This is a genomic window from Micromonospora coerulea (assembly GCF_016598485.1).
Taxonomy (GTDB): Bacteria; Actinomycetota; Actinomycetes; order Mycobacteriales; family Micromonosporaceae; genus Micromonospora; species Micromonospora coerulea.
Genome location: NZ_JAEMUW010000028.1, coordinates 20961 through 43151, shown reverse-complemented (window position 1 = coordinate 43151; position 22191 = coordinate 20961). Strand labels below are relative to the sequence as shown.

The window sequence follows — 22191 nt, the reverse complement described above, 5'->3', positions numbered from 1 at the left end:
CCCCGCTCCCACCACCTGCGATACGGTCGCCAACGCCCAACCTCGCGACTGCCCCCTGTCGTAAAGGAATTTTTCCTACTAAGGTGCGGCGGAGAAGGTTAGTGCCAAACGGCGCGAGGGAGATATGGGCGTGAACAGGTGGAAGCGGCTTGCGCCGGTCACCGCCATCGTGGCCTCGGCCGCGATGGTGCTCGCCGGCTGCGGTGGTTCGGGTGACGACGACAAGGCAGCGGACAACAGCAAGCTGACGGTCTGGATGATGGGCGAGGGCGGCGACGCCCAGACGAAGTTCCTCGACGGCGTCGAGGCCGAGTTCAAGAAGAAGCACCCCGAGACCGACGTGGTCGTCCAGTACATCCCCTGGCTGGAAGCGCCGAAGAAGTTCCAGGCGGCGCTCGCCGGTGGGGAGGGACCGGACCTCACCGAGCTCGGCAACACCGAGACCCAGGGCTGGGCGGCGCAGGAGGCCCTCGCCGACGTCACCGAGCGGTTCGGCAGCTGGTCCGAGGGCAAGGACATCCTTCCCGGCCTGGTCCAGAACGCCCAGCTCGACGGCAAGCAGTACGGCGTGCCGTGGTACGCCGGGGTGCGCGCCATCTACTACCGCACCGACTGGTTCGCCGAGGCCGGCGTGAAGCCGCCGACGAGCTGGGACGAGCTGGTCGCCGCCGCGAAGACCGTCCAGGCCAAGAAGCCGGGCACCTACGGCATCGCCCTGCCGGGCAACTCCGAGCTGCCCTTCTACTCCTTCCTCTGGGCCGCCGGCGCCGAGATCGCCACCAAGGACGGCGACAGCTGGAAGTCCGGCTACCGCACGCCGGAGGCGCAGAAGGCGGTCAAGTTCTGGACCGACCTGGTCACCGTGCACAAGGTCGCCCCGCCGGCCGCCGCCGGCTGGAACGAGGTCGACGCCCGTACCCAGTTCGCCACCGGCCGGGCGGCGATGGCGTTCGCCGGCAGCTGGCAGGGCGGCGCGATGAAGAAGGACAACCCGGAGATCGAGAAGGTGTGGGGCACGTTCCCCATCCCAGGCCCGGACGGCAAGCCGGCCCCCGCCTTCGCCGGTGGCTCCGACATCGCCCTGTGGAAGGACAGCAAGCGGCAGGACCTGGCCTGGGACTACCTGACCGTGCTGCTGAGCAAGCAGAAGGACCAGGAGTTCGCCAGCAGCCTCAACTTCTTCCCGGTCTACCAGGACCTGGTGGGTGGCGGTAACTACGCCAACGACAAGGTGATGGCCGCGTTCGCGACCACCATGCAGAACACCAAGCTGACGCCGCTCACCCCCAAATGGGTCGAGGTCAGCCGGACCAAGACGGTGACCCAGGCGATGAACAGCTCGGTCATCAAGGGCCAGAAGACGGTCGAGAAGGCCACCGCCGACGCGGCCACCGAGATGGAAAGCATCCTCAACGCCAAGTGAGCACCCTGATCGAGGCCCCCGGGACGGCCGCCGCGCGGGAGACCCCCGCGCGGCGGCGGCCCCGGGTGGACCACCTGCCGTACCTGCTGCTGCTGCCCTGCCTGGTGATCATCGGGGTGCTGCTGCTCTGGCCCCTGGGCCAGGTGGTGGCGATGTCCTTCTACAAGCTGGACAGCGTCCGGCAGCTGCGCGGCGACCGCGAGTGGCCCTGGGTGGGCCTGGCCAACTACGCCCAGATCCTCGGCGACCCGTTCTTCCGTACGGTGCTGCGCAACACGGTGCTCTTCGCCGCGGCCAACGTGCTGCTCACGATGGTCCTCGGCACCCTGGTCGGGCTGCTGCTCAACCGGCTGGGCAAGCGGATGGCCACCTTCGTCGGCAGTTGCGTGATGCTGGCCTGGGCCACCCCGGCGCTGACCGGCACCATCGTCTGGAAGTGGATCTTCGACGACACCAGCGGCCTGGTCACCTGGCTCTTCAACGCCCTGCCCGACGGGCTGTCCAGCGCGCTCTTCGGACGCAGCGACTGGACCGGCTACGGCTGGTTCAACGACCCGCTGCTGTTCTTCTCGATCCTCACCCTGGTGGTGGTCTGGCACTCGTTCCCGTTCATCGCGGTCAGCGTGCTGGCCGGGCTGAAGAGCGTGCCGGGTGAGCTGCAGGAGGCGGCCCGGGTCGACGGGGCGGGGCCGTGGCGGGTCTTCTGGTCGGTCACCTTCCCGAGCCTGCGACCGGTCTTCGGCATCCTGGTGGTGCTTTCCACGATCTGGGACTTCAAGGTCTTCACCCAGCAGTTCGTGCTGGCCGGCGGCACCCAGGACCGGTCGACGTTCATGCTCTCCATCTACTCGTACGCGGAGGCGTTCTCGCCGCCGCCCAAGTACGGCCTCGGCGCCTCGATCGCGGTCATCCTCACCCTGATCCTGCTCGTGGTGACCGGTGTCTACGTCCGGATGGTGCTGCGGCAGGAGGACGAGTCGTGAAGAAGATCGCCCTCAACGGCGCCGGCCTGCTGGTCGCGCTCTTCGCGGCCTTCCCGGTCTACTGGATGATCGCCACCTCGCTGAAGCCGAACCGGGAGATCTTCTCGGCCACGCCGCGCCCGGTGCCGGCGGAGCCCACCCTGGAGCACTACCGGGAGATCCTCACCGGCAACCTGATCCCCGGCGTGACGTTCGCCGACTTCTTCCTCAACAGCGCCCTGGTCGCGCTGGCGACGGTGCTGCTCAGCGGCCTGGTCGCGCTGCTCGCGGCGACCGCGGTGGCCCGGTTCCGGTTCCGGCTGCGCACCACGTTCCTGATCCTGCTGCTGGTGGTGCAGATGATCCCGCTGGAGGCGCTGGTCATCCCGCTCTTCCTGATGATCCAGCGGCTCGGGCTCTACAACACCCTGCCCAGCCTGATCCTGACCTACCTCGGCTTCTCCCTGCCGTTCGCGGTGTGGATGCTGCGCGGCTTCGTGGCGGCGGTGCCGAAGGAACTGGAGGAGGCCGCGGCCATCGACGGCGCCAACCGGTTCCAGACCTTCCGGCGGATCCTCTTCCCGCTGGTCGCGCCGGGGCTGGTGGCCACCAGCATCTTCTCCTTCATCACCGCCTGGAACGAATTGATCTTCGCGTTGACCTTCATCAACGACCAGGACCGGTACACCCTGCCGGTGGCGATGACCTTCTTCTTCGGCCGGGACGACACCGCCTGGGGCTCGGTGATGGCCGCCTCGACGCTGTTCACCCTGCCGGTGATCGTCTTCTTCCTGCTGGTGCAGCGCCGGATGGTCTCCGGCCTGGTGGCGGGCGCCGTCAAGGGCTGATCACCGGGTGTCCCGCCGGTCCGTCCCGCACTAGGCTCACGGCCATGACGGGCAGGCTGGCGGCGGTGAACCTCGGCGTGGTGACCGAGGCGGAATGGGCGGGCGACGCGAGCGGCCGCAGCGGCATCGACAAGCGGCCGGTCGACGGGCCGGTGCTGCTGCGCGCCGACGGGGTGGCCGGCGACTTCATCGGCGAGCGGGCCCACCACGGCGGCCCCGACCAGGCCGTCTACGCGTACGCCACGGAGGACGCCGACTGGTGGGCGGCCGAGTTGGGTCGGGGCATCCGGCCCGGCGGTTTCGGCGAGAACCTCACCACCTACGCGGTGGACGTCACCGGCGCGGTGATCGGCGAGGAGTGGGCGATCGGGGACGCGCTGCTCCAGGTGACCAAGCCGCGCACGCCGTGTGCCACCTTCGCCGGCTTCTGGGGGATGCCCGACCTGATCAAGCGGTTCACCGCGCGGGCCGCGCCCGGGGCGTACCTGCGGGTGCTGCGAGAGGGCACGGTCGGCGCCGGTGACCCGGTCGAGGTGGTGGCACGACCGGCGCACGGGGTGACCATCGGCGAGGTGTTCCGGGCGACGAGCCTGGAGCCGGAGCTGCTGCCCCGGCTGCTCGACGTCCCGGAACTGCCCGAGTCGATCCGGGAGAAGGTCCGCCGCCGGGTCGCCGGCAGCCGCCCCTGACCCCCGCCCGGCACGCCGTCGGGCCTACGTGTCGGCGAAGACCTCCGCCAGCACCTGCGTCGGCGCCGCCCGGCCGTCGGCCACCCGCGCCCAGGTGCCCTGCTCGGCGGTCCACTCCAGGTCGCCGAAGCGGACCCGCTTCACGCCGTGGTCGTCGGCGTGTGACACCAGCCAGTGCGCGTACCGCCAGCCGTTGCGGCTGTCCGTCGCCGACACCGCCAGCCCGGTCAGGTCGGTCGGCGCGGCGACGCCCGGCAGCCCCCAGTCCAGGGTCAGCCCCTGGATCAGCGCGGCCGCCGCGGCCTGGCCGCGCATCGCCGGCGTCGGCCCCACCGTGCAGGCCACCGCGCCGGTCGCATGGCCGAGCAGCGCGCGGGTGAGGACCTGGGACTCGTCCGCCCACTTCTGGTACGCCTCGGGATAGGCCGACCGCTGCACCCGCTGGGCGGCCTCGGTGACCCGCAGCTCCTGCCAGCCCTTGACCTTCTTCAGGGCCGCGTAGAACCGGTTCGCCGCGTACCGCGGGTCCCGGATCTGCTCCGCGGTGCCCCAACCCTGGCTCGGGCGCTGCTGGAACAGGCCCAGCGAGTCCCGGTCGCCGTGCGCCAGGTTCTTCAGGTGCGACTCCTGGTACGCGGTCGCCAGGGCCACCACCACGGCCCGCTCGGGCATCTGCCGCTGCGCCCCGATCGCCGCGATGGTGGCCGCGTTGGCCATCTGGTCGGCGCCGAGCACGACCCGACCGTCCGCGGAGACGGTGCAGGTGCGGCTGGCCGTCGGCAGACGAAGCTCGCGCCCGAACTGCTTCGCCACGAACCAGATCCCGAGGAGGGCGACGACGGCCACCACCACACCGGCTGCCACGATTGCCCGAGTTCGCACCCGCACCCCCTGTTCGACAGTCCGCCAAGCGTACGTCCCCCGTCGCGCCGGTCGGGTCGTCCGACCGGTTGCCTCCCGTTCCGTCACCGAGTGACCACGGGGAGCGTCCGGCCGCGGCCCGTCCTAGCTCGCGCTCTCTGCCGGACCGCCGTTCAGAGCGGCCACCCAGCCGGGCAGTCTCTTCTCGCGGAAGGCGAGCACGCCCTCCCGGCCCTCAGCGGAGAGGAAGTATGCGGTGGAGAGCGCGGCCAACTCGGCGATCTCGCCGCGCAGGTTGGTGGCGGCCGGCCGGCGCAGCAGTTCCTTGGCGCCGGCGAGGGCCCGCGGCGCGCCCCGGACCAGGGAGTCGCAGTACCGGGCCACCGCCGCGTCCAGCCCGTCCGCCGGCACCGCCGCGGTGACCAGGCCGATCTCCGCGGCCCGGCGGCCGTCGAAGGTGTCCCCGGTCAGGTAGAGCTCGGCGGCGGCCCGGGGGTGCAGCCGGGGCAGCACGGTCGCCGAGATGACCGCCGGGATCACCCCGATCCGCACCTCGGTGAAGGCGAACGTCGCCTCCTCGGCGCAGACCGCCAGGTCGGCCGCGGCGATCAGGCCCAGCCCGCCGGCCCGCGCCGGCCCGGCGACCTTCGCCAGCACCGGCTTCGGGCACTCCCGCACCGCCACCAGCACGTCGCCGAGCATCCCGGCCGGCACGGTCCCGCTGGCGTACGCGGCGGCGGTCTCCTTCAGGTCCGCGCCGGAGCAGAAGACCGGGCCGCTGTGGTCGAGCACGACCGCCCGGACGGTGTCGTCGGCGACCGCCGCGGCCAGCCCGGCCAGCAGCTCGGTCATCAGCGGGGTGGAGAGCGCGTTGCGGTTGTGCGGGCTGTCCAGGGTGAGGGTGGTCACCCCACGGGCCGTGGCGACCCGCACGAGAGCGTCCGGAGAGGTCATGCCGGGCACACTAGTTGCCATGCCCGGCGCTCTTCCAGAAGGCGAATCCGTCCCGCGCGACGGATCGCTGCCCGCTGCCGCCACCCGCGCGGTCGGCGCGCGCGGTTTCGGCGTGTACGTGCACGTCCCGTTCTGCGCCAGCCGCTGCGGGTACTGCGACTTCAACACCTACACGGCGGCCGAGCTGGGTGGTGGGGCCAGCCGTGAGTCGTACGCCGACACCGTGCTGGCCGAGCTGGCCCTCGCGCGCCGGGTGCTGGGCGACACCCCGCCGCGGCGGGTGGACACCGTCTTCGTCGGCGGCGGCACGCCGACCCTGCTTCCCGCCGACGACCTGGCCCGGATCCTCGACGGGATCGACCGCACCTGGGGGTTGGCCGCCGACGCCGAGGTGAGCACCGAGGCCAACCCCGAGTCCGTCACCCCGGAATCGCTGAAGACGCTGCGGGCCGCCGGCTACACCCGGATCTCGCTGGGCATGCAGTCCGCCGCGCCCGGGGTGCTGGCGATCCTCGACCGCACGCACAGCGCCGGTCGGGCCACCGCCGCCGCCGCAGAGGCGCGCGACGCCGGGTTCGACCACGTGAACCTGGACCTGATCTACGGCACGCCGGGGGAGCGCGCCGAGGACTTCGCCGCCTCGCTGGACCAGGTCGTCGCGGCGGGCGTGGACCACGTCAGCGCGTACGCCCTGATCGTCGAGGACGGCACCCGGCTGGCGGCGCGGATGCGGCGCGGCGAGCTGGCGTACCCGAGCGACGACGTGGCGGCGGACCGCTACCTGGCCGCGGAGGCCGCCCTCGACGCGGCCGGTTTCTCCTGGTACGAGGTTTCCAACTGGGCCCGGTCGGAGGCGGCCCGGTGCCGGCACAACCTGCTCTACTGGACCGGCGCGGACTGGTGGGGCCTCGGCCCGGGGGCGCACAGCCACGTCGGCGGGGTGCGCTGGTGGAACGTCAAGCACCCCACCACGTACGCGCAGCGGCTGGCCGCCGGGGAGTCGCCCGGTCTGGCCCGGGAGCTGCTCACGCCCGACGAGGCGCACATGGAGGACGTGATGCTGCGGCTGCGGCTCGCCGCCGGGCTGCCGCTGGACGTGCTCGACGATGCCGGCCGGGCCGGGGCGGAGCGGGCGCTGGCCGGCGGCCTGCTGGCCGCGCCGGAGTACGCGGCCGGCCGGGCGGTGCTCACCCTGCGCGGCCGGCTGCTGGCCGACGCGGTGGTCCGCGACCTGCTGCCCTGACCACCGGGCACCCGGCCGACCCGTGGGCCGGCCGGGTGGGGCGTCACTTCACCAGGCTGAAGCTCATCGGATAGCGGTAGAGCTGGCCCTCGTTGGCCTTGACGCCGGCGAGGACGCCGAACACCACGCCGAGGATCACCGCCGCGGCGATCGCGACGAACCCGATCGCGATGCAGGCCAGGATCCAGCCGACCAGGCCGACGATCGACCAGAGCAGCTGGAAGTTGAGCGCCGCGACCGCGTGCTGGCGCACCGTCGGCGACTGGTTGCCCCGGGCCAGCATGGCGACCAGCGGCGGCAGCCAACCCAGCACGCCGCCGCTGACGAACATCGCCGCCGCGCCGCCGAAGTGCGCGATCAGCGCCCAGGTCTTGTCCTCGTTGTTGGCCCAGCCGCCGCTCGGGGCGCCGTACGCGCCGCCGGTCGGATAGCCGCCACCCGGCGGCGGGTAGCCGCCCGGCGGCGGGTAGCCGCCCGACGGCGGGTAGCCGCCCGACGGCGGCTGACCGCCGGAGGGGGGCGGATAGCCACCGGGCGGGGGATACCCGCCCGCGCCCGGTGCCCCGGACAGTGGTGCGGTGGGCGGCTCGTCCGCCGACGAGCCGTACGGTGCCGACGGCGGGGTCGGGTCCGGCGGCTGGGCGCCGGCGTCCCCCGCTCCGGGAGGGCGAGGTGGTTCAGTCATGAACGTCACGGTAGGGGTTGCCCGCAACGCGGCACCAGAGCGACTCCGCCCGGGATGTCCGACTGAACGGCCCTGGCGCGGAGCGGGTGTGGCGGGGCCATCCGTGGTCCGTCGCTGATCATCGCGCCCGGGGTGCCGCCGACGTAGACTGGCACTCGCTACAGTCGAGTGCCAGGTGCCCGGCCGGTGCCGGACCGCCGGTGGGTCGAGGTGCTTCAGGAGGTGGGGAGATGGGTCTCGACGACCGCAAGCTCGCCGTGCTGCGCGCGATCGTCGAGGACTACGTCGCCACGCAGGAGCCGGTGGGGAGCAAGGCCCTGGTCGAGCGGCACCAGCTGGGCGTTTCCCCGGCCACCGTGCGCAACGACATGGCGGTGCTGGAGGAGGAGGGCTACATCCGGCAGCCGCACACCAGCGCGGGCCGGGTGCCCACCGACCGCGGCTACCGGCTCTTCGTGGACCGGCTCTCCCGGGTCAAGCCGCTCAGCCCGGCCGAGCGCCGGGCCATCGAGCGCTTCCTGGTCGGCGCGGTCGATCTGGACGACGTGGTGCACCGCACGGTGCGGCTGCTGGCCCAGCTGACCCGGCAGGTCGCCGTGGTGCAGTACCCGTCGCTGGCCCGCTCCACGGTCCGCCACCTGGAACTGGTGCCGATCTCCACCACCCGGCTGATGCTGGTCATGATCGCCGACACCGGGCGGGTCGAGCAGCGGCTGGTCGAGCTGCCCGCGCCGATCCCGGCCGACGATGTCACCGACCTGCGCCGGCTGGTCAACGAGAAGCTGGTCGGCAGCCGGCTCTCGGAGACCCCGCCGCTGGTCCAGGCGCTGGTCGACGAGGCCGCGCCGCACCTGCGCGGCGCCATGACCACGCTCTCCACCGTGCTGCTGGAGACCCTGGTGGAGCGGCACGAGGAGCGGATCGCGCTGGCCGGCACCGCCAACCTGACCCGCGGCGGACTGCTCGACTTCCAGGGCTCGCTGCGCCCCATCCTGGAGGCGCTCGAGGAGGAGGTCGTGCTGCTCAAGCTCATCGGCGAGGCCGAGCCGAGCACCACCCGGGTGCTGATCGGCGACGAGAACGAGATCGACAATCTCCGGGCCGCCTCCGTGGTCAGCACCGGGTACGGCCCGGGCGCCACCATCGTCGGCGGCCTCGGGGTGCTCGGGCCGACCCGAATGGACTACCCCGGCACCATCGCCACGGTGCGAGCCGTGGCACGCTACGTGGGCGAGCTGCTGGCCCAGAACTGACCAGTCAGGGCCGACGGCCGGCTCCGGCCGCCGACCGGCGCAACGCGAGACGAACATGAGGACACGGAACGCAGTGGCCAGGGACTACTACGGCATTCTCGGTGTGAGCCGGGAGGCCTCCGACGATGAGATCAAGCGCGCCTACCGCAAGCTGGCGCGACAGTTCCACCCGGACGTCAATCCGGACCCGGAGGCACAGGAGAAGTTCAAGGACATCAACGCCGCGTACGAGGTCCTCTCGGACGACCGGAAACGGCAGATCGTCGACCTGGGCGGCGACCCGCTCGCGCCGGGCGGCGGGGGCGCCGGCGGTCCGGGTGGCCCCGGCGGGGCCGGCCCGTTCGTCGGCTTCCAGGACATCATGGACGCCTTCTTCGGCGGCGCGGCCGGCGGTGCCCGGGGCCCGCGCCCGCGGACCCGGCCGGGCGCGGACGCGATCCTGCGCCTGGAGCTGGACCTGCACGAGACCGCGTTCGGCGTCGAGGCGCCGATCACCGTCGACACCGCCGTGCTCTGCACCACCTGTGCCGGCGCCGGCACCGCGGCCGGCACCCACCTGGCCACCTGCGAGGCGTGCGGCGGTCGCGGCGAGGTCCAGTCGGTGCAGCGGACCTTCCTCGGCCAGGTGGTCTCCGCCCGGCCGTGCACCGTCTGCCAGGGCTATGGCACCACGATCCCGCACCCCTGCCCGACCTGCGCCGGCGACGGCCGGGTGCGGACCCGCCGCTCGCTGACCGTCAAGATCCCGGCCGGCGTCGAGGACGGCATGCGGATCCGGCTGGCCCAGCAGGGCGAGGTCGGCCCGGGTGGCGGCACCGCCGGTGACCTCTACGTGGAAATCCACGAGCGGCCGCACGACGTCTACTCCCGCAAGGGCGACGACCTGCACTGCCGGGTCACCGTGCCGATGACCGCCGCCGCGCTGGGCACCCGGCTGAGCATCAAGACCCTCGACAGCGAGGAGACGGTCGACGTCAAGGCCGGCACCCAGCCGGGCAGCACGCTGCGGCTGCGCGCCCGGGGCGTACCGCACCTGCGCGGCACCGGCCGGGGTGACCTCTACGTCCACCTGGACGTGCGTACCCCGACCAAGCTCGACGCCGACCAGGAGAAGATGCTGCGGGACTTCGCCAAGACCCGGGGCGAGGAGGTCGCCGAGCTGACCAAGCAGGGCGGCTTCTTCTCCCGGATGCGCGACGCCTTCAACGGGCACGCCTGAGGTGTCCGCCCCGCTGTTCCTGGTCGAGGCGCTGCCCACCGGTGACACGCTGATCCTGGACGGCCCGGAGGGGCACCACGCCGCGACGGTGCAGCGGCTGCGGCTCGGCGAGGAACTGCTGCTCGCCGACGGCCGCGGGGGCACGGCCGCCGCCGTGGTCACCGCCGTCGGCAGGGGCACCCTCGATCTCCGGATCACCTCCCGGGGGTACGTCGACGCGTCCGTCCCGCGGCTCGTGGTGGTGCAGGGCATCGCCAAGGGCGAGCGGGGCGAGCTGGCCGTGCAGGCGATGACGGAGGTCGGGGTGGACGAGATCGTCCCCTGGGCGGCGTCCCGCTCGGTGGCCCAGTGGCGCGGCGACCGGGGCGTACGGGCCCGGGAGAAGTGGGCGGCGACCGCCCGGGAGGCGGCCAAGCAGGCCCGCCGGGCGTGGCTGCCGGTGGTGGCCGGCTCCCCGGACGAGTCCACCCAGACGGTGGTCCGGCGGATCGCCGGCGCCGCCGCCGCGTTCGTCCTGCACGAGGAGGCCGAGGAGCGGCTGACCGCCGCCGAGCTGCCGAGTGCTGGCGAGATCGTGCTGGTGGTCGGCCCGGAGGGCGGCATCGCCCCGGCCGAGCTGTCGGCCTTCCGCGAGGCCGGGGCCCGCCCGGTCCGGCTGGGCTCTTCGGTGCTGCGCACCTCCACGGCCGGCGTGGCGGCCCTCAGCGTCCTCTCCACCCGCCTCGACCGCTGGTAGCCGCCAGCTCGCCGGGCGCCGGTAGCTCGGCCGAGTCGTGGCGCCCGCCGGGGAGGGCTCGTGGCGCCGAGCCGCTGCTCGGCCGGCGACGGTCGGGGCGGGATCAGGTGCGGAGGTAGGAGGCGCCGTTGAGGTCGACGATGGTGCCGGAGGCCCATTCGGCCGCGGGGCTGGCCAGCCAGTGGACGGCGGCGGCGATCTCCTCCGGACGGGCGACCCGGTTGAACGGGCTCTGGGCGCGGATGGCGTCGCCGCGCTCGCCGGTGAGGTGCTCGGTGGTCATGTCCGTCTCGACGAAGCCGGGGGCCACCGTGGCCACCGCGATGCCGTACGGGGCCAGGGCCAGCGCGAGCGACTGACCGAGCGCGTTCAGCCCCGCCTTGCTCGCCCCGTACGCGGGCTGCTGCGGCTCGCCCCGGAACGCGCCCCGGGAGGAGACGTTGACGATCCGGCCGCCCCGCTCCCGCATGTGCTGGGCGGCGCACCAGGTCACGTTGGCCGCGCCGGTCAGATTGGTCTCCAGCACCAGCCGCCACTGCGCGCGCCACTGCGCGTACGTGTTGCCGAAGACCGGGTGGGGCAGGTCCCGCGGCCCGTACACCCCGGCGTTGTTGACCAGGACGTCCAGCCCGCCGAGACGCTCCGCGGCCGCGTCCACCATCGCCCGGACCGCGTCCGGGTCGGCCAGGTCGGCGCGGACCACCACGTGGCCGTCGCCGGGCAGCTCGGCACGGAGCTGTTCGGCCAGCTCCGCCGAGTCCCGGTGGTGGATCGCCACCCGGTCCCCGCCCGCCGCGAACGCTCGCGCCACGGCGCGGCCGATGCCGCGCGAGGCCCCCGTCACCAGTACCGCCCGAGAAGTCACGCCGGACATCATGCCCGGCCCGGGCGGTGGCGGCGCGGCGCGGTCCGGCTCAGCGCTTAGCATGCCCGAATGGGAACCGACTGCCTGTTCTGCCGGATCGTCGCCGGGGAGATCCCGGCCACCATCGTGCGGGAGACCGCCACCACCGTCGCCTTCCGGGACATCGACCCCAAGGCGCCCGTCCACGTGCTGGTCATCCCGAAGGAGCACTACGCGGATGTGGCCACGCTCGCGCAGGGCGACCCCGGACTGGCCGGGGAGTTGCTGGCCACGGCCGCCGTCGTGGCCGAGGAGGAGGGGCTGCTCGCCGACGGCTTCCGGCTGATGTTCAACACCGGGCCGTACGCGGGCCAGGAGGTCTTCCACGTGCATGCGCACCTGTTCGGCGGCGCCCCGCTCGGCCCGATGCTCTGCCGCTGACCGATCTCTAGACTGCACCCATGATCACGGTGAACGACCGGCTGGGCCGGATGGTGCGGCAGGCCCAGGCCGGAGGTCGGGTCCCGGCGGTCTCGGCCGCCCTGCACCGGGCCGACCGCCCGCTCTGGAGCTGCACGGTGGGCGACACGGGCAACGACACCCCGCTCGGTCCGGAGACCGTGTTCCGGATCGGCTCGGTCACCAAGACCTTCACCGCCGTGCTGGTGATGCAGTGCCGGGACGACGGCCTGCTTGACCTGGACGACCCGATCGGGCGGCACCTCGACCTGCCGGCACACGGGGAGCTGACCATCCGCCGGCTGCTGTCGCACACCGCCGGCCTGCAGCGGGAGCCGCACGGCGATGTGTGGGACAGCCTGCGGGCCCCCGGCGTGGCGGAGCTCCTCGCCGACCTGGACCGGGTCGAGCGGGTGCTGCCGACCGGCCGCCGCTACCACTACTCCAACCTCGGCATGGCGCTCCTCGGTGAGCTGGTCGCCCGGCTGCGCGGCGGCAGCTGGGCGGAGGTGCTGGCGGAGCGGGTGCTGGCCCCGTTGGGGCTGACCGCCACCGGCCCGACGCCGGGCGACCGGGCGGCGACCGGCTTCCTGGTCGACGCGTACTCCGACGAGGCCCACCCGGAGCCGCCGACCGACTTCGGCGCGGTGGCCCCGGCGGCTCAGCTCTGGAGCACCGCGTCGGACATGGCCCGCTGGGCGGCCTTCCTGGCCGACCCGGTGGCGCTCGATCCGACCGGCGCGGTGCTCGCCCCGGCCACCCTGGACGAGATGCGCTGGCCGCTGACCACCACCGACGAGACCCTGTGGGCGGCGGGGTTCGGGCTCGGCCTGATCCTCGTGCCGCAGCCGCAGCCGCAGCCGCAGCGGGTGCTGCACGTCGGGCACGACGGCGCGATGCCCGGTTTCCTGGCCGCCGTGTACGGCCGGCGGGGCGGGGACGGCACCGCGGGCGCGATGGGGTGCGCGGTGCTGGGCTCGTCCGGCACCGGCGTGCCGGTCTTCGAGCTGTCGCACCAGCTGCTCGCCGCCGCGGCCGAGCACGACCCGGCCGACGTCGAGCCGTGGCGGCCCGGCCCGCCCGCCCCGGACCACCTGCGCGGGGTGCTGGGCCGCTGGTGGGGCGAGGGCTTCGAGTACGTCTTCTCCTGGCACGACGGCGCGCTGCGGGCCCGCGGGGCGGACGACCCGGCGGGCCGGCCGCCGGCCGTCTTCGCGCCGCTGGCCGAGCGGCCGGACGTGTTCCGGACGGTCGCCGGTCGGGAGGTGGGGGAGCTGCTGCGGCTCACCCGGGACGAGCGCGGCGTGGTGGTCCGGATGCACTGGGCCACCTACCGCTTCACCCGCGCCCAGGAGACCTTCGACCGGTACGACTTTCGCGCCGGGAGTTGATCTCTCAGCAGCGGAAATGGGCGGGGTGCGGGCGGTGTTGACCCGATACGATGGGTAGAACGTCCAGCCGCCGCGCCACCAGGGCCCGGCGCCGAGATCGAGAGCAGGTGGCGCAGGGCCCGACGGGCCCGATCTATGACCGGCACCCCACCTCCCGGCCTGCCCCGGGTGCAGACCAGGATCACGGTCCCTGACCCGAAGATCATGGTGAACCTGCTCGGCGCGGGCGACGAGATCCTGCGACTCGTCGAACGCTCGGTCAACAGCGACGTCCACGTGCGTGGCAACGAGATCACCATCACCGGCGCCCCCGCGGACAACGCTCTCGCCGAGCGCCTCTTCAGCGAACTCCTCGAACTGGTCGAGAAAGGCGAGACCCTGACCACTGACGCCGTCCGGCGTACCGTCGGCATGCTCGAGCAGGGCAGCGCGGAGCGGCCCGCCGAGGTCCTGACCCTCAACATCCTCTCCCGGCGCGGGCGCACCATCCGTCCCAAGACGCTCGGGCAGAAGCGCTACGTCGACGCCATCGACGCGCACACCATCGTCTTCGGCATCGGCCCCGCCGGTACCGGTAAGACCTACCTGGCCATGGCCAAGGCCGTCCAGGCGTTGCAGGCCAAGCAGGTCAACCGGATCATCCTGACCCGGCCGGCGGTCGAGGCGGGGGAGCGGCTGGGCTTCCTGCCCGGGACGCTGAACGAGAAGATTGACCCGTACCTGCGCCCGCTCTACGACGCGCTGCACGACATGCTCGACCCGGAGACCATCCCGAAGCTGATGGCGGCCGGCACCATCGAGGTGGCGCCGCTGGCGTACATGCGGGGTCGTACGCTCAACGACGCGTTCATCATCCTGGACGAGGCGCAGAACACCACGCCCGAGCAGATGAAGATGTTCCTCACCCGGCTCGGCTTCAATTCCAAGATCGTGGTCACCGGCGACATCACCCAGGTGGACCTGCCCGGCGGGACGACCAGCGGCCTGCGGGTGGTCCGGGACATCCTGGAGAACGTCGAGGACGTGCACTTCGCCCAGCTCTCCAGCTCGGACGTGGTCCGCCACCGGCTGGTGGGGGAGATCGTCGACGCGTACGCCCGCTGGGACGCCGAGCGGGAGAACCAGCAGGCGCAGAGCGTGCACGCCGTGCCCGGGCGGACCGCCCAGGGCGGTCGCGCCGGCCGGCGCCGCTAACTCATCAAGGGAAGACAGTTGTCCATCGAGATCGCCAACGAGTCCGGTGTCGAGGTCGACACCGACGCCGTGCTCGCCGTCGCCCGGCACGCCCTCGACGAGATGGGGGTCAACCCCCTCGCCGAGCTCTCCGTGCTGCTGGTCGACGTCGACTACATGACCGAGCTGAACCATCGCTGGATGGGCGGCGACGGTCCCACCGACGTGCTCGCCTTCCCCATGGACGAGGGCAGCGTCGACCACGGCCCGGGCGAGACCGCCCCGGCCGGTGGCGAGCCGGCCCTGCTCGGCGACATCGTGCTCTGCCCGGAGGTGGCGGCCAAGCAGGCGGCCACCGCCGGGCACTCGCCCGCCGACGAGCTGCACCTGCTCACCGTGCACGGCGTGCTGCACCTGCTCGGGTACGACCATGCCGAGCCGGAGGAGGAGCGGGAGATGTTCGCGCTCCAGGCCCGACTGCTGGCCAGCTGGCGGTCGACCCGGTCCAAGTGATGACCACCCTGGCCGCGAGCCCAGCCGCCGGCCTCCCCGATCTTCAGCTCATCGTCTTCGCGGCGGGGCTGGTGGTGCTCGCCGGTCTCATCGCGATGACCGAGGCGGCGCTGGCCGCCGTCTCGCCGGCCCGGGCCGCCGAGCTGGGCCGGGACGGGGCACGTGGTGCCCGCGCCCTCCAGGCGGTCGCCGGCGACGTGGTCCGCCACCTCAATCTCCTGCTCCTGCTCCGGCTGCTGGCCGAGCTGACCGCCACCACCCTGGTGGCGCTGGTCGCGGTGGACACCTTCGGCGCCGGCTGGCGCGCCGCCCTGGTCACCGCCGGCGCGATGACCGTGGTCAGCTTCGTGGTGGTCGGTGTCGCGCCGCGGACCCTCGGCCGGCAGCACGCGTACGCGGTGGGGCGCGCGGTCGCGCCGCTGGTGCGCTGGCTGGGCCGGGCGCTCAACCCGCTCGCCTCGCTGCTGATCCTGATCGGCAACGCGGTCACCCCGGGGCGCGGCTTCCGGGAGGGGCCGTTCGCCACCCAGGTGGAGCTGCGCGAGCTGGTCGACCTGGCCGAGCAGCGCGGGGTGGTGGAGCACGGCGAGCGGCAGATGATCCACTCGGTCTTCGCCCTGGGTGACACCATCGCCCGCGAGGTGATGGTTCCGCGCACCGAGATGGTCTGGATAGAGGAGGGCAAGACGCTCTCCCAGGCGCTGGCGCTCTTCCTCCGCTCCGGCTTCTCCCGGATCCCGGTGATCGGGGAGAGCGTCGACGACGTGCTGGGCGTGCTCTACCTGAAGGACCTGATCCGGCGTACCCAGGGTGGCGACCCGCGCGCCGAGGAGCTGCCGGTGTCGGAGCTGATGCGCCCGGCGACCTTCGTGCCGGAGTCCAAGCCGGTCGACGACCTGCTGTCGGAGATGCAGGCCGCGCGCAACCACCTGGTCATCGTCGTCGACGAGTACGGCGGCACCGGCGGCCTGGTCACCATCGAGGACATCCTCGAGGAGATCGTCGGCGAGATCACCGACGAGTACGATGTCGAGCGCCCGCCGGTCGAACGCCTGGACGACGGGGCCGTGCGGGTCGCCGCCCGCCTCCCGGTGGAGAATCTGGGCGAGCTGTTCGACACCGAGCTCCCCACCGACGAGGTGGAGACCGTCGGTGGCCTGCTCGCCCAGTCGCTCGGCCGGGTCCCGATCCCCGGGGCGGAGGCCGAGGTGTCCGGGCTCCGGCTGATCGCCGAGGGCACCACCGGGCGGCGCAACCGGATCGACACCGTACTGGTGAGCCGGATGGCGCCGACCGACGCGCAGGACAACGGGGGACGCGGCGACCACGCCGAGTCCCGCGGCAACCAGAACCGATCCGAGGAGAGGCAACCCGCCGATGCCTGAGTCACCCGCCGTGCCGGCGGCCCGGCCCACCCCGTCCGACCCGGCCGAGCTGACCGCCGAGGACGGCAAGCTGATCATCCTGGCCCGGGGCGCGCGCGGCCGGGTCGGCGCCGTGGAGGGCGCGGCGGTCCGCGACCAGGACGGCCGGACGTACGCCGCGGCCAGCGTCTCGCTGCCGTCGCTGACGCTGACCGCGCTCCAGCTGGCGGTCGCCTCGGCGGTGGCCGCCGGCGCCAGCCGGCTGGAGGCCGCCGTCGTGGTGACCGAGGCCTCGACGCTGGACGGCGCCGGGCACGCCGCAGTCCGCGACCTCTCCGCCGACGCGCCGGTCCACGTGGCCGCCCCCGACGGCACGATCCTCGGCACGGTGGTCGAGTGACCAGCGTTCCGGACCCCGAGCAGTCGCGTCCGTACCGGGCCGGGTTCGCCTGTTTCGTCGGGCGGCCGAACGCCGGCAAGTCGACGCTGACCAACGCGATCGTCGGTACGAAGATCGCGATCACCTCGAACAAGCCGCAGACCACCCGGCACATCATCCGCGCCGTGCTGCACCGTCCCGACTCGCAGCTCGTGCTGGTCGACACTCCCGGCCTGCACCGCCCCCGGACGCTGCTCGGTGAGCGCCTGAACGATCTGGTCCGCTCCACCTGGAGCGAGGTCGACGTGATCGGTCTCTGCATCCCGGCGGACGAGCCGGTCGGCCGCGGTGACCGGTTCATCACCGGCGAGCTGGCGGAGCTGAAGGCGACCGTGCTGGCCGTGGTCACCAAGACCGACCTGGTGGACAAGAAGCGGCTGGCCGAGCAGTTGCTCGCGGTGAGCGAGATGGGCGAGTTCGCCGACGTGGTGCCGGTGAGCGCGGTTTCCGGGCACCAGGTGGACATCCTGGTGGACGTGATGACCGGCTACCTGCCCGAGTCGCCGCAGCTCTACCCGGACGACATGCTCACCGACGATCCGGAGCAGGTGCTGGTCGCCGAGCTGATCCGGGAGGCGGCTCTGGAGGGGGTCCGCGAGGAGCTGCCGCACTCCATCGCGGTCGTGGTGGAGGAGATGATCCCCGAGGGCCAGGTCATGAAGATCTACGCCGACCTCTACGTCGAGCGGCCCAGCCAGAAGGCGATCGTCATCGGCCACCGGGCCAGCCGGCTGAAGGCGGTCGGCACCGCCGCCCGCAAGCAGATCGAAGAGCTGCTCGGCAGCCGGGTCTACCTGGACCTGCACGTCCGGGTGGCGAAGGACTGGCAGCGCGACCCGAAGCAGCTGCGCAAGCTCGGCTTCTGACCGTACGTCCGGCCGCCGGCTCCCGGATGGGGGCCGGCGGCCGCGCGTATCGGCGGGAATGGTCCGGATCGGTCGGGTGTATGGCAAGTCTCACTTTTCGCCCCGCCCGCCCGCCGTTTCCTGACGACGGGTCGGAGGGTAGGGGACGGTTGCCCCCGCCCCCGACATAGATGCAGGCTGATGCGAAATCGATACCTCGACCTGCTCCGCTCCCTGGCCATCGTCCGCGTCGTCGTCTACCACGTCACCGGTTGGGCGACGCTCACCCTGATCTTTCCCGCGATGTCGGTGATGTTCGCGCTCGCCGGCTCGCTGCTGGCCGCCTCGCTGGACCGGAGCGGCCCGACCGCCGTCCTGCGCCGGCTGCGTCGCCTGCTGCCCTCGCTCTGGGTCCTCGCGGCGGTGTTCGTGCCGGCGATGCTGCTCACCGGGCTGCCGCTGACCCCGAAGGTGCTGCTCTGGCTCTTCCCGGTCAGTGACCCGCCGGCCAACGGCTGGGGAGCGCTGGCGTTGAGCGTGATCTGGTACCTCCGGGACTACCTGTGGTTCGTGCTCGCCTCGCCGCTGGCCCTGTGGCTGTTCCGCCGGGCCCCGCTGCCCACCCTCCTGGCCCCGTACGCCCTGCTCGGGGCGATCGAGTTCGGCGTCCTGCCGGACGCGCCGACCGTGCTGCGCGAGTTCGGCCTCTACTTCGGCGCCTGGCTGCTCGGTTTCGCCCACCACGACGGCCGGCTGCGCCGGCTGGGCGCCCGGGTCCTGACGCCGGCCGCGCTCGTCCTCGGCGCCGCCGGGCTGGCCTGGATCCGCACCCATCCCGGCCCGCGCGGCTACGACCTCAACGACATCCACCTCGGCAACGCCCTCTGGTCGGCGGCGTTCATCCTGGTGGCGATCGGCTGCGCGCCGGCGCGAGCCGCGCGGGCGGACCGTGCCGCCCTCCCCGGCCGGGTGATCACCCTGCTGAACCGGCGGGCGCTCACCATCTACCTCTGGCACATGCCGTTCGTGGTGGCGCTCACCCCGCTGGTGGACGTGGTCGGCTGGTCCCACCGGGACCCGGTCGGCCTGGCGATCCGGGTGGTGCTGGTCTTCGCCCTGGTGGGCCTGGTCACCGTGCTGGTCGGCTGGGTCGAGGACGTGGCCGCCCGGCGCGGGCCGGAGCTGCTGCCCGGCGGCCGGCCCCGGACCGTGGCCGCCCGGGCAGCGGCGGCCCCCGCCAGCCCGGCGCCGGCCGGCGCCGCCGGAGGGCCGAGCCGGATCGGCCGCGAGCCGGTCGGGGCGGGCGTCGGCTCGGCGCGGCCCGCCGGGGCGGCGGGCCGGCTGCCGGCCCCGCGTCGCCCGGCCGGTTCAACCAGGCCGGGCGGGCCCGCCGGGAACGGCGTCGAGCAGGTCGCGACCGTCGAGCTCAGCGCTGAGCGACCCTGACGTTGCCGCTGCCGGTGCTCACATCGATCACCAGCGTCGCGGCGGGGTCGTCGGGCACGGCGAGGTTGGCGTCGCCGGAGCCGGTGTGCGACCGGACCCGGTAGCGCGCCGCGGGCACCAGCAGCGTGACGTCGCCGCTGCCGGCGTGGACGCGGGCCGACGCCGGCTCGTCCAGCTCGACGGTGACGTTGCCCGAGCTGGTTTCCGCGTCCACCTGGCCGGTCAGCCGGCGGGCCCGGACGTCGCCGGAGGCGGCCCGCAGGGTGGCCTTACCGGTCACGTCGGTCACCTCGATGTTGCCGGAGCCGGTCTCCGCGCCGACGTCGCCGGTCGCCCGGGAGACCGTGACGTCGCCGGAGCCGAGCCGGATGTCCACCGTCCCGACCCGAATCAGCTCGATGTTGCCGGAGCCGGTCTCGCCCCGCACGGTCACGCCCTGCGGGGCCGTCACCTCGTACGAGACGCTGCACCGGCTGCCGCAGTCCGTCTTCAGCACCAGTTCGTCGCCCTTGACCTCGTACCGTGCCTCCGGCTGGCCGCCCTGGTAGCGCACCGTACGCTTGATCCGTACCTCGGCCGCCGTGCCGGAGCCGCGCACGGTCACGTCGCCGGCGCCCGGCAGTACGGTGACCGTGTTGATCTTCACCGCCTCGGTGTTGTCGTAGTCGAGCCGGCGGAACGACAGGGTGTCACACCCGGCGAGCAGGATGAGGGCGGTGGCCGCGGCGGCGGCGGCCCCCGTCCGCCAGACGGGTCCGGTGGTGGCGGTGGTCCGGTGCAGAGCCATGGCCAGCACGCTACGACCGGGGCGGGCCGGCGCACATCCGGGTTCCTCCGCCCCGCCACCCCGAACCGACCCTGAGATCCCACCCCGAGGAGAATGACCGGATGGCCGGGTACCGCCGACAGCTCTACCGCGACGACGCGGTGGTGCTGCGCGTGCAGAAGCTCGGCGAGTCCGACCGGATCATCACCCTGCTCACCCGGCGGCACGGCCGGCTGCGCGCGGTGGCCCGGGGGATCCGGCGCACCACCAGCAAGTTCGGCGCCCGGCTGGAGCCGTTCGGCCACGTCGACCTGCAACTGGCCGGCGACCCGAAGGGCGAGCACGGCAGCTCGCTGCACAGCGTCAGCCAGGTCGAGGGGATCGACCTGTACGGCAAGCGGTTCCTCGGCGACTACCCCCGCTACACGGCGGCCAGCGCGATCGCGGAGACCGCCGAGCGGCTCACCCCGGTCGAGCGAGAGCCGTCGCTGCGGCTGTTCCAGCTCACCCTCGGCGCGATGAAGTCGCTCGCGCGCGGCGAGCACGCCACCACGCTGGTGCTCGACGCGTACCTGCTGCGCGGGATGGCCCTCGCGGGCTGGGCGCCGGCCCTGACCGCCTGCGCGGTCTGCGGCACGCCGGGGCGGCACCGGGCGTTCTCCGTACCGGCCGGGGGCGCGGTCTGCCCGGACTGCCGGCCACCCGGCGCGGCCCACCCCGCGCCGGCCACCGTCGACCTGATGTCCGCGCTGACCACCGGCGACTGGGTGCTCGCCGACGCCACCGAGGCCGCCGTACGCCGGGAGTGCAGTGGCCTGGTCGCGGCGCACCTGCAGTGGCACCTGGAGCGCGCGCTACGCTCGCTGCCGCTGGTCGACCGGGGTGCCCCGGCGACCACCGCGGTCCCGCCGCCGGTCGGCGGCGGCCCGCGCGCGGACGGTGTGAACAGGGAGAAGACCGAGTGATCCGATCGACCAGGGCTGGCCGGCGCGCGCCGATGCCACCGACTCCGCACCCGTCGGGTGCCCGGCCCCCGGCGCTGCCCGCCGACGCGGTGCCGAAGCACGTCGCGGTGGTGATGGACGGCAACGGCCGATGGGCCAAGGAGCGCGGCCTGCCCCGCACCAAGGGTCACGAACAGGGCGAGCACAGCCTCTTCGACACCATCGAGGGCGCGATCGAGCTGGGCATCCCCTACCTGTCGGCGTACGCCTTCTCCACCGAGAACTGGCGGCGCTCGCCGGACGAGGTCCGCTTCCTGATGGGCTTCAACCGGGACGTCATCCGGCGCCGCCGGGACCAGCTGGTCGACCTCGGCGTCCGGGTGGTCTGGTCGGGCCGGGCCGGCCGGCTGTGGAAGAGCGTCATCTCCGAGCTGCAGACCGCCGAGGAGATGTCCCGTGGCAACTCGACGCTGACCCTCCAGTTCTGCGTCAACTACGGCGGCCAGGCGGAGATCGCCGACGCCGCCGCCGCGATCGCCCGCGACGTGGCCGCCGGCCGGCTCGACCCGGGCAAGGTCACCGAGAAGACCATCGGGAAGTACCTCTACCACCCGGAGGTCCCCGAGGTGGACCTCTTCCTGCGCCCCTCCGGCGAGCAGCGCACCTCCAACTTCCTGCTCTGGCAGAGCGCGTACGCCGAGCTGGTCTTCCTGGACACGCTCTGGCCGGACTTCGACCGCCGTCACCTCTGGTACGCCTGCGAGTTGTACGCACAGCGGGACCGCCGGTTCGGCGGCGCGCTGCCCAACCCGGTCGCGCCGGGGCGCTGAGGCACGCTTACCGACGCGGCGGGCTGGGTACCAATCCGGACAACAGCCAATCGCGGAGGTGAACCCACATGATTCAGAAGCGGATTGCCCAGTGGGCGGTCATGGCGGTCGCCGTGCCGCTGGCGGCGGCCGGTGCCCGGCGGCTCAGCCACTCTCTCGAGGCCCGGCGCGGGCCGACCGGGGTGAGCCGGCTGCTCACCAAGGGCGCGGACATGCTGCGGCCGCAGAAGGCCAAGCGTCGTCGGTTCTTCTGACGTCGACGGTCGGCGCCGCAGCGTCGCGGCGCGGACCGGGCCGCGGACCG

At 73.2% G+C, this 22191-nt stretch carries 24 protein-coding genes; 19 read left to right on the top strand and 5 right to left on the bottom strand.

The annotated features are described in order from the left end of the window. Positions 1-130 precede the first annotated feature (130 nt). From I8N68_RS27370 to I8N68_RS27355, 4 genes are read left to right on the top strand one after another with little or no spacing between them, the layout of a single operon-like run. Positions 131-1423 carry a sugar ABC transporter substrate-binding protein gene (locus I8N68_RS27370; protein ID WP_200215382.1) on the top strand — a complete coding sequence of 431 codons (1293 nt, stop codon included), beginning with the start codon at positions 131-133 and terminating at the stop codon, positions 1421-1423. Further along, positions 1420-2406, top strand: coding sequence for a carbohydrate ABC transporter permease (locus I8N68_RS27365; protein ID WP_200215381.1), 987 nt, complete (start codon positions 1420-1422; stop codon positions 2404-2406). Before I8N68_RS27370 ends, I8N68_RS27365 begins: the two co-directional genes overlap by 4 nt. After that, positions 2403-3233, top strand: a complete 831-nt coding sequence (locus tag I8N68_RS27360) for a carbohydrate ABC transporter permease (RefSeq protein WP_200215380.1) — start codon at positions 2403-2405, stop codon at positions 3231-3233. Before I8N68_RS27365 ends, I8N68_RS27360 begins: the two co-directional genes overlap by 4 nt. Positions 3234-3277: 44 nt before the next feature. Continuing rightward, on the top strand, positions 3278-3922 hold the full coding sequence (locus tag I8N68_RS27355; protein ID WP_200215379.1) for an MOSC domain-containing protein: 645 nt from the start codon (positions 3278-3280) through the stop codon (positions 3920-3922). A 24-nt stretch (positions 3923-3946) separates the two neighbouring features. Here I8N68_RS27355 and I8N68_RS27350 read toward each other — a convergent pair whose 3' ends face one another. Together I8N68_RS27350 and I8N68_RS27345 are read right to left on the bottom strand one after the other, a co-directional pair. After that, positions 3947-4810: a hypothetical protein gene (locus I8N68_RS27350; RefSeq protein ID WP_200215378.1), complete on the bottom strand. Its 864-nt coding sequence runs from the start codon at positions 4808-4810 to the stop codon at positions 3947-3949. A 117-nt stretch (positions 4811-4927) separates the two neighbouring features. After that, positions 4928-5737: an enoyl-CoA hydratase-related protein gene (locus I8N68_RS27345; RefSeq protein ID WP_200215377.1), complete on the bottom strand. Its 810-nt coding sequence runs from the start codon at positions 5735-5737 to the stop codon at positions 4928-4930. A gap of 19 nt (positions 5738-5756) precedes the next feature. On the opposite strand from I8N68_RS27345, the gene hemW reads away from it, so the two are divergent. Continuing rightward, positions 5757-6980 (top strand): radical SAM family heme chaperone HemW, encoded by a 1224-nt coding sequence (gene hemW / locus I8N68_RS27340; protein WP_200215376.1) that lies wholly within the window; start codon positions 5757-5759, stop codon positions 6978-6980. Positions 6981-7023: 43 nt separating this feature from the next. Here hemW and I8N68_RS27335 read toward each other — a convergent pair whose 3' ends face one another. Then, complete coding sequence (locus tag I8N68_RS27335) at positions 7024-7665, bottom strand: DUF4870 domain-containing protein (RefSeq protein ID WP_200215375.1); 642 nt, start codon at positions 7663-7665, stop codon at positions 7024-7026. 230 nt (positions 7666-7895) lie between these two features. Here I8N68_RS27335 and hrcA point away from each other — a divergent pair, with 230 nt between their 5' ends. The 3 genes from hrcA to I8N68_RS27320 all read left to right on the top strand — a co-directional run bounded on the left by hrcA (position 7896) and on the right by I8N68_RS27320 (position 10873). Beyond that, positions 7896-8918, top strand: coding sequence for a heat-inducible transcriptional repressor HrcA (gene hrcA / locus I8N68_RS27330; RefSeq protein WP_200215374.1), 1023 nt, complete (start codon positions 7896-7898; stop codon positions 8916-8918). 73 nt (positions 8919-8991) lie between these two features. Continuing rightward, complete coding sequence (gene dnaJ / locus I8N68_RS27325; RefSeq protein ID WP_200215411.1) at positions 8992-10137, top strand: molecular chaperone DnaJ; 1146 nt, start codon at positions 8992-8994, stop codon at positions 10135-10137. A 1-nt stretch (position 10138) separates the two neighbouring features. After that, positions 10139-10873: a 16S rRNA (uracil(1498)-N(3))-methyltransferase gene (locus I8N68_RS27320; protein ID WP_200215373.1), complete on the top strand. Its 735-nt coding sequence runs from the start codon at positions 10139-10141 to the stop codon at positions 10871-10873. Positions 10874-10976: 103 nt separating this feature from the next. Here I8N68_RS27320 and I8N68_RS27315 read toward each other — a convergent pair whose 3' ends face one another. Beyond that, the gene (locus I8N68_RS27315; protein ID WP_200215372.1) at positions 10977-11738 is read right to left on the bottom strand and encodes an SDR family NAD(P)-dependent oxidoreductase; all 762 of its coding nucleotides are present in this window, start codon (positions 11736-11738) and stop codon (positions 10977-10979) included. A gap of 69 nt (positions 11739-11807) precedes the next feature. On the opposite strand from I8N68_RS27315, the gene I8N68_RS27310 reads away from it, so the two are divergent. The 8 genes from I8N68_RS27310 (at position 11808) to I8N68_RS27275 (ending at position 19347) form a co-directional block, all read left to right on the top strand. Continuing rightward, positions 11808-12158 (top strand): histidine triad nucleotide-binding protein, encoded by a 351-nt coding sequence (locus tag I8N68_RS27310; protein ID WP_200215371.1) that lies wholly within the window; start codon positions 11808-11810, stop codon positions 12156-12158. A gap of 20 nt (positions 12159-12178) precedes the next feature. Beyond that, a complete protein-coding gene (locus I8N68_RS27305) occupies positions 12179-13567 on the top strand; it encodes a serine hydrolase domain-containing protein (protein WP_200215370.1) in 1389 nt (462 codons plus the stop codon). 135 nt (positions 13568-13702) lie between these two features. After that, complete coding sequence (locus tag I8N68_RS27300) at positions 13703-14761, top strand: PhoH family protein (protein WP_200215369.1); 1059 nt, start codon at positions 13703-13705, stop codon at positions 14759-14761. An 18-nt stretch (positions 14762-14779) separates the two neighbouring features. After that, complete coding sequence (gene ybeY, locus I8N68_RS27295) at positions 14780-15253, top strand: rRNA maturation RNase YbeY (RefSeq protein WP_200215368.1); 474 nt, start codon at positions 14780-14782, stop codon at positions 15251-15253. Beyond that, positions 15229-16638 carry a hemolysin family protein gene (locus I8N68_RS27290; RefSeq protein ID WP_200215410.1) on the top strand — a complete coding sequence of 470 codons (1410 nt, stop codon included), beginning with the start codon at positions 15229-15231 and terminating at the stop codon, positions 16636-16638. The genes ybeY and I8N68_RS27290 overlap by 25 nt, the downstream gene beginning before the upstream one ends. Next, positions 16631-17017 (top strand): cytidine deaminase-like protein, encoded by a 387-nt coding sequence (locus tag I8N68_RS27285; protein WP_200215367.1) that lies wholly within the window; start codon positions 16631-16633, stop codon positions 17015-17017. Before I8N68_RS27290 ends, I8N68_RS27285 begins: the two co-directional genes overlap by 8 nt. Next, positions 17014-17922: a GTPase Era gene (gene era, locus I8N68_RS27280; protein WP_200215366.1), complete on the top strand. Its 909-nt coding sequence runs from the start codon at positions 17014-17016 to the stop codon at positions 17920-17922. The genes I8N68_RS27285 and era overlap by 4 nt, the downstream gene beginning before the upstream one ends. Positions 17923-18102: 180 nt before the next feature. Beyond that, positions 18103-19347, top strand: a complete 1245-nt coding sequence (locus I8N68_RS27275; protein ID WP_200215365.1) for an acyltransferase family protein — start codon at positions 18103-18105, stop codon at positions 19345-19347. On the opposite strand, the gene I8N68_RS27270 is transcribed toward I8N68_RS27275, so the two are convergent. Continuing rightward, entirely contained in the window at positions 19328-20134 is an 807-nt protein-coding gene (locus tag I8N68_RS27270) for a DUF4097 family beta strand repeat-containing protein (protein WP_200215364.1), read from the bottom strand. The genes I8N68_RS27275 and I8N68_RS27270 overlap by 20 nt on opposite strands. Before the next feature lie 101 nt (positions 20135-20235). Between I8N68_RS27270 and recO the strand changes: the two genes are divergently transcribed. From recO to I8N68_RS27255, 3 genes are all read left to right on the top strand, one after another. Beyond that, positions 20236-21078, top strand: a complete 843-nt coding sequence (gene recO / locus I8N68_RS27265) for a DNA repair protein RecO (protein ID WP_200215362.1) — start codon at positions 20236-20238, stop codon at positions 21076-21078. 32 nt (positions 21079-21110) lie between these two features. Next, positions 21111-21887 carry an isoprenyl transferase gene (locus I8N68_RS27260; protein WP_200215360.1) on the top strand — a complete coding sequence of 259 codons (777 nt, stop codon included), beginning with the start codon at positions 21111-21113 and terminating at the stop codon, positions 21885-21887. Positions 21888-21955: 68 nt separating this feature from the next. Continuing rightward, positions 21956-22141 carry a hypothetical protein gene (locus I8N68_RS27255; protein WP_091664863.1) on the top strand — a complete coding sequence of 62 codons (186 nt, stop codon included), beginning with the start codon at positions 21956-21958 and terminating at the stop codon, positions 22139-22141. Positions 22142-22191 lie beyond the last annotated feature (50 nt).

Excerpts from the sequence above, each read along its gene's own strand:
- I8N68_RS27355 (WP_200215379.1), top strand. The coding sequence starts at position 3,278 with ATGACGGGCAGGCTGGCGGCGGTGAACCTCGGCGTGGTGACCGAGGCG.
- I8N68_RS27345 (WP_200215377.1), bottom strand. The coding sequence starts at position 5,737 with ATGACCTCTCCGGACGCTCTCGTGCGGGTCGCCACGGCCCGTGGGGTG.
- hemW (WP_200215376.1), top strand. The coding sequence starts at position 5,757 with ATGCCCGGCGCTCTTCCAGAAGGCGAATCCGTCCCGCGCGACGGATCG.
- I8N68_RS27335 (WP_200215375.1), bottom strand. The coding sequence starts at position 7,665 with ATGACTGAACCACCTCGCCCTCCCGGAGCGGGGGACGCCGGCGCCCAG.
- hrcA (WP_200215374.1), top strand. The coding sequence starts at position 7,896 with ATGGGTCTCGACGACCGCAAGCTCGCCGTGCTGCGCGCGATCGTCGAG.
- I8N68_RS27310 (WP_200215371.1), top strand. The coding sequence starts at position 11,808 with ATGGGAACCGACTGCCTGTTCTGCCGGATCGTCGCCGGGGAGATCCCG.
- I8N68_RS27305 (WP_200215370.1), top strand. The coding sequence starts at position 12,179 with ATGATCACGGTGAACGACCGGCTGGGCCGGATGGTGCGGCAGGCCCAG.
- I8N68_RS27300 (WP_200215369.1), top strand. The coding sequence starts at position 13,703 with ATGACCGGCACCCCACCTCCCGGCCTGCCCCGGGTGCAGACCAGGATC.
- I8N68_RS27285 (WP_200215367.1), top strand. The coding sequence starts at position 16,631 with ATGCCTGAGTCACCCGCCGTGCCGGCGGCCCGGCCCACCCCGTCCGAC.
- I8N68_RS27275 (WP_200215365.1), top strand. The coding sequence starts at position 18,103 with ATGCGAAATCGATACCTCGACCTGCTCCGCTCCCTGGCCATCGTCCGC.
- I8N68_RS27270 (WP_200215364.1), bottom strand. The coding sequence starts at position 20,134 with ATGGCTCTGCACCGGACCACCGCCACCACCGGACCCGTCTGGCGGACG.
- recO (WP_200215362.1), top strand. The coding sequence starts at position 20,236 with ATGGCCGGGTACCGCCGACAGCTCTACCGCGACGACGCGGTGGTGCTG.
- I8N68_RS27260 (WP_200215360.1), top strand. The coding sequence starts at position 21,111 with ATGCCACCGACTCCGCACCCGTCGGGTGCCCGGCCCCCGGCGCTGCCC.
- I8N68_RS27255 (WP_091664863.1), top strand. The coding sequence starts at position 21,956 with ATGATTCAGAAGCGGATTGCCCAGTGGGCGGTCATGGCGGTCGCCGTG.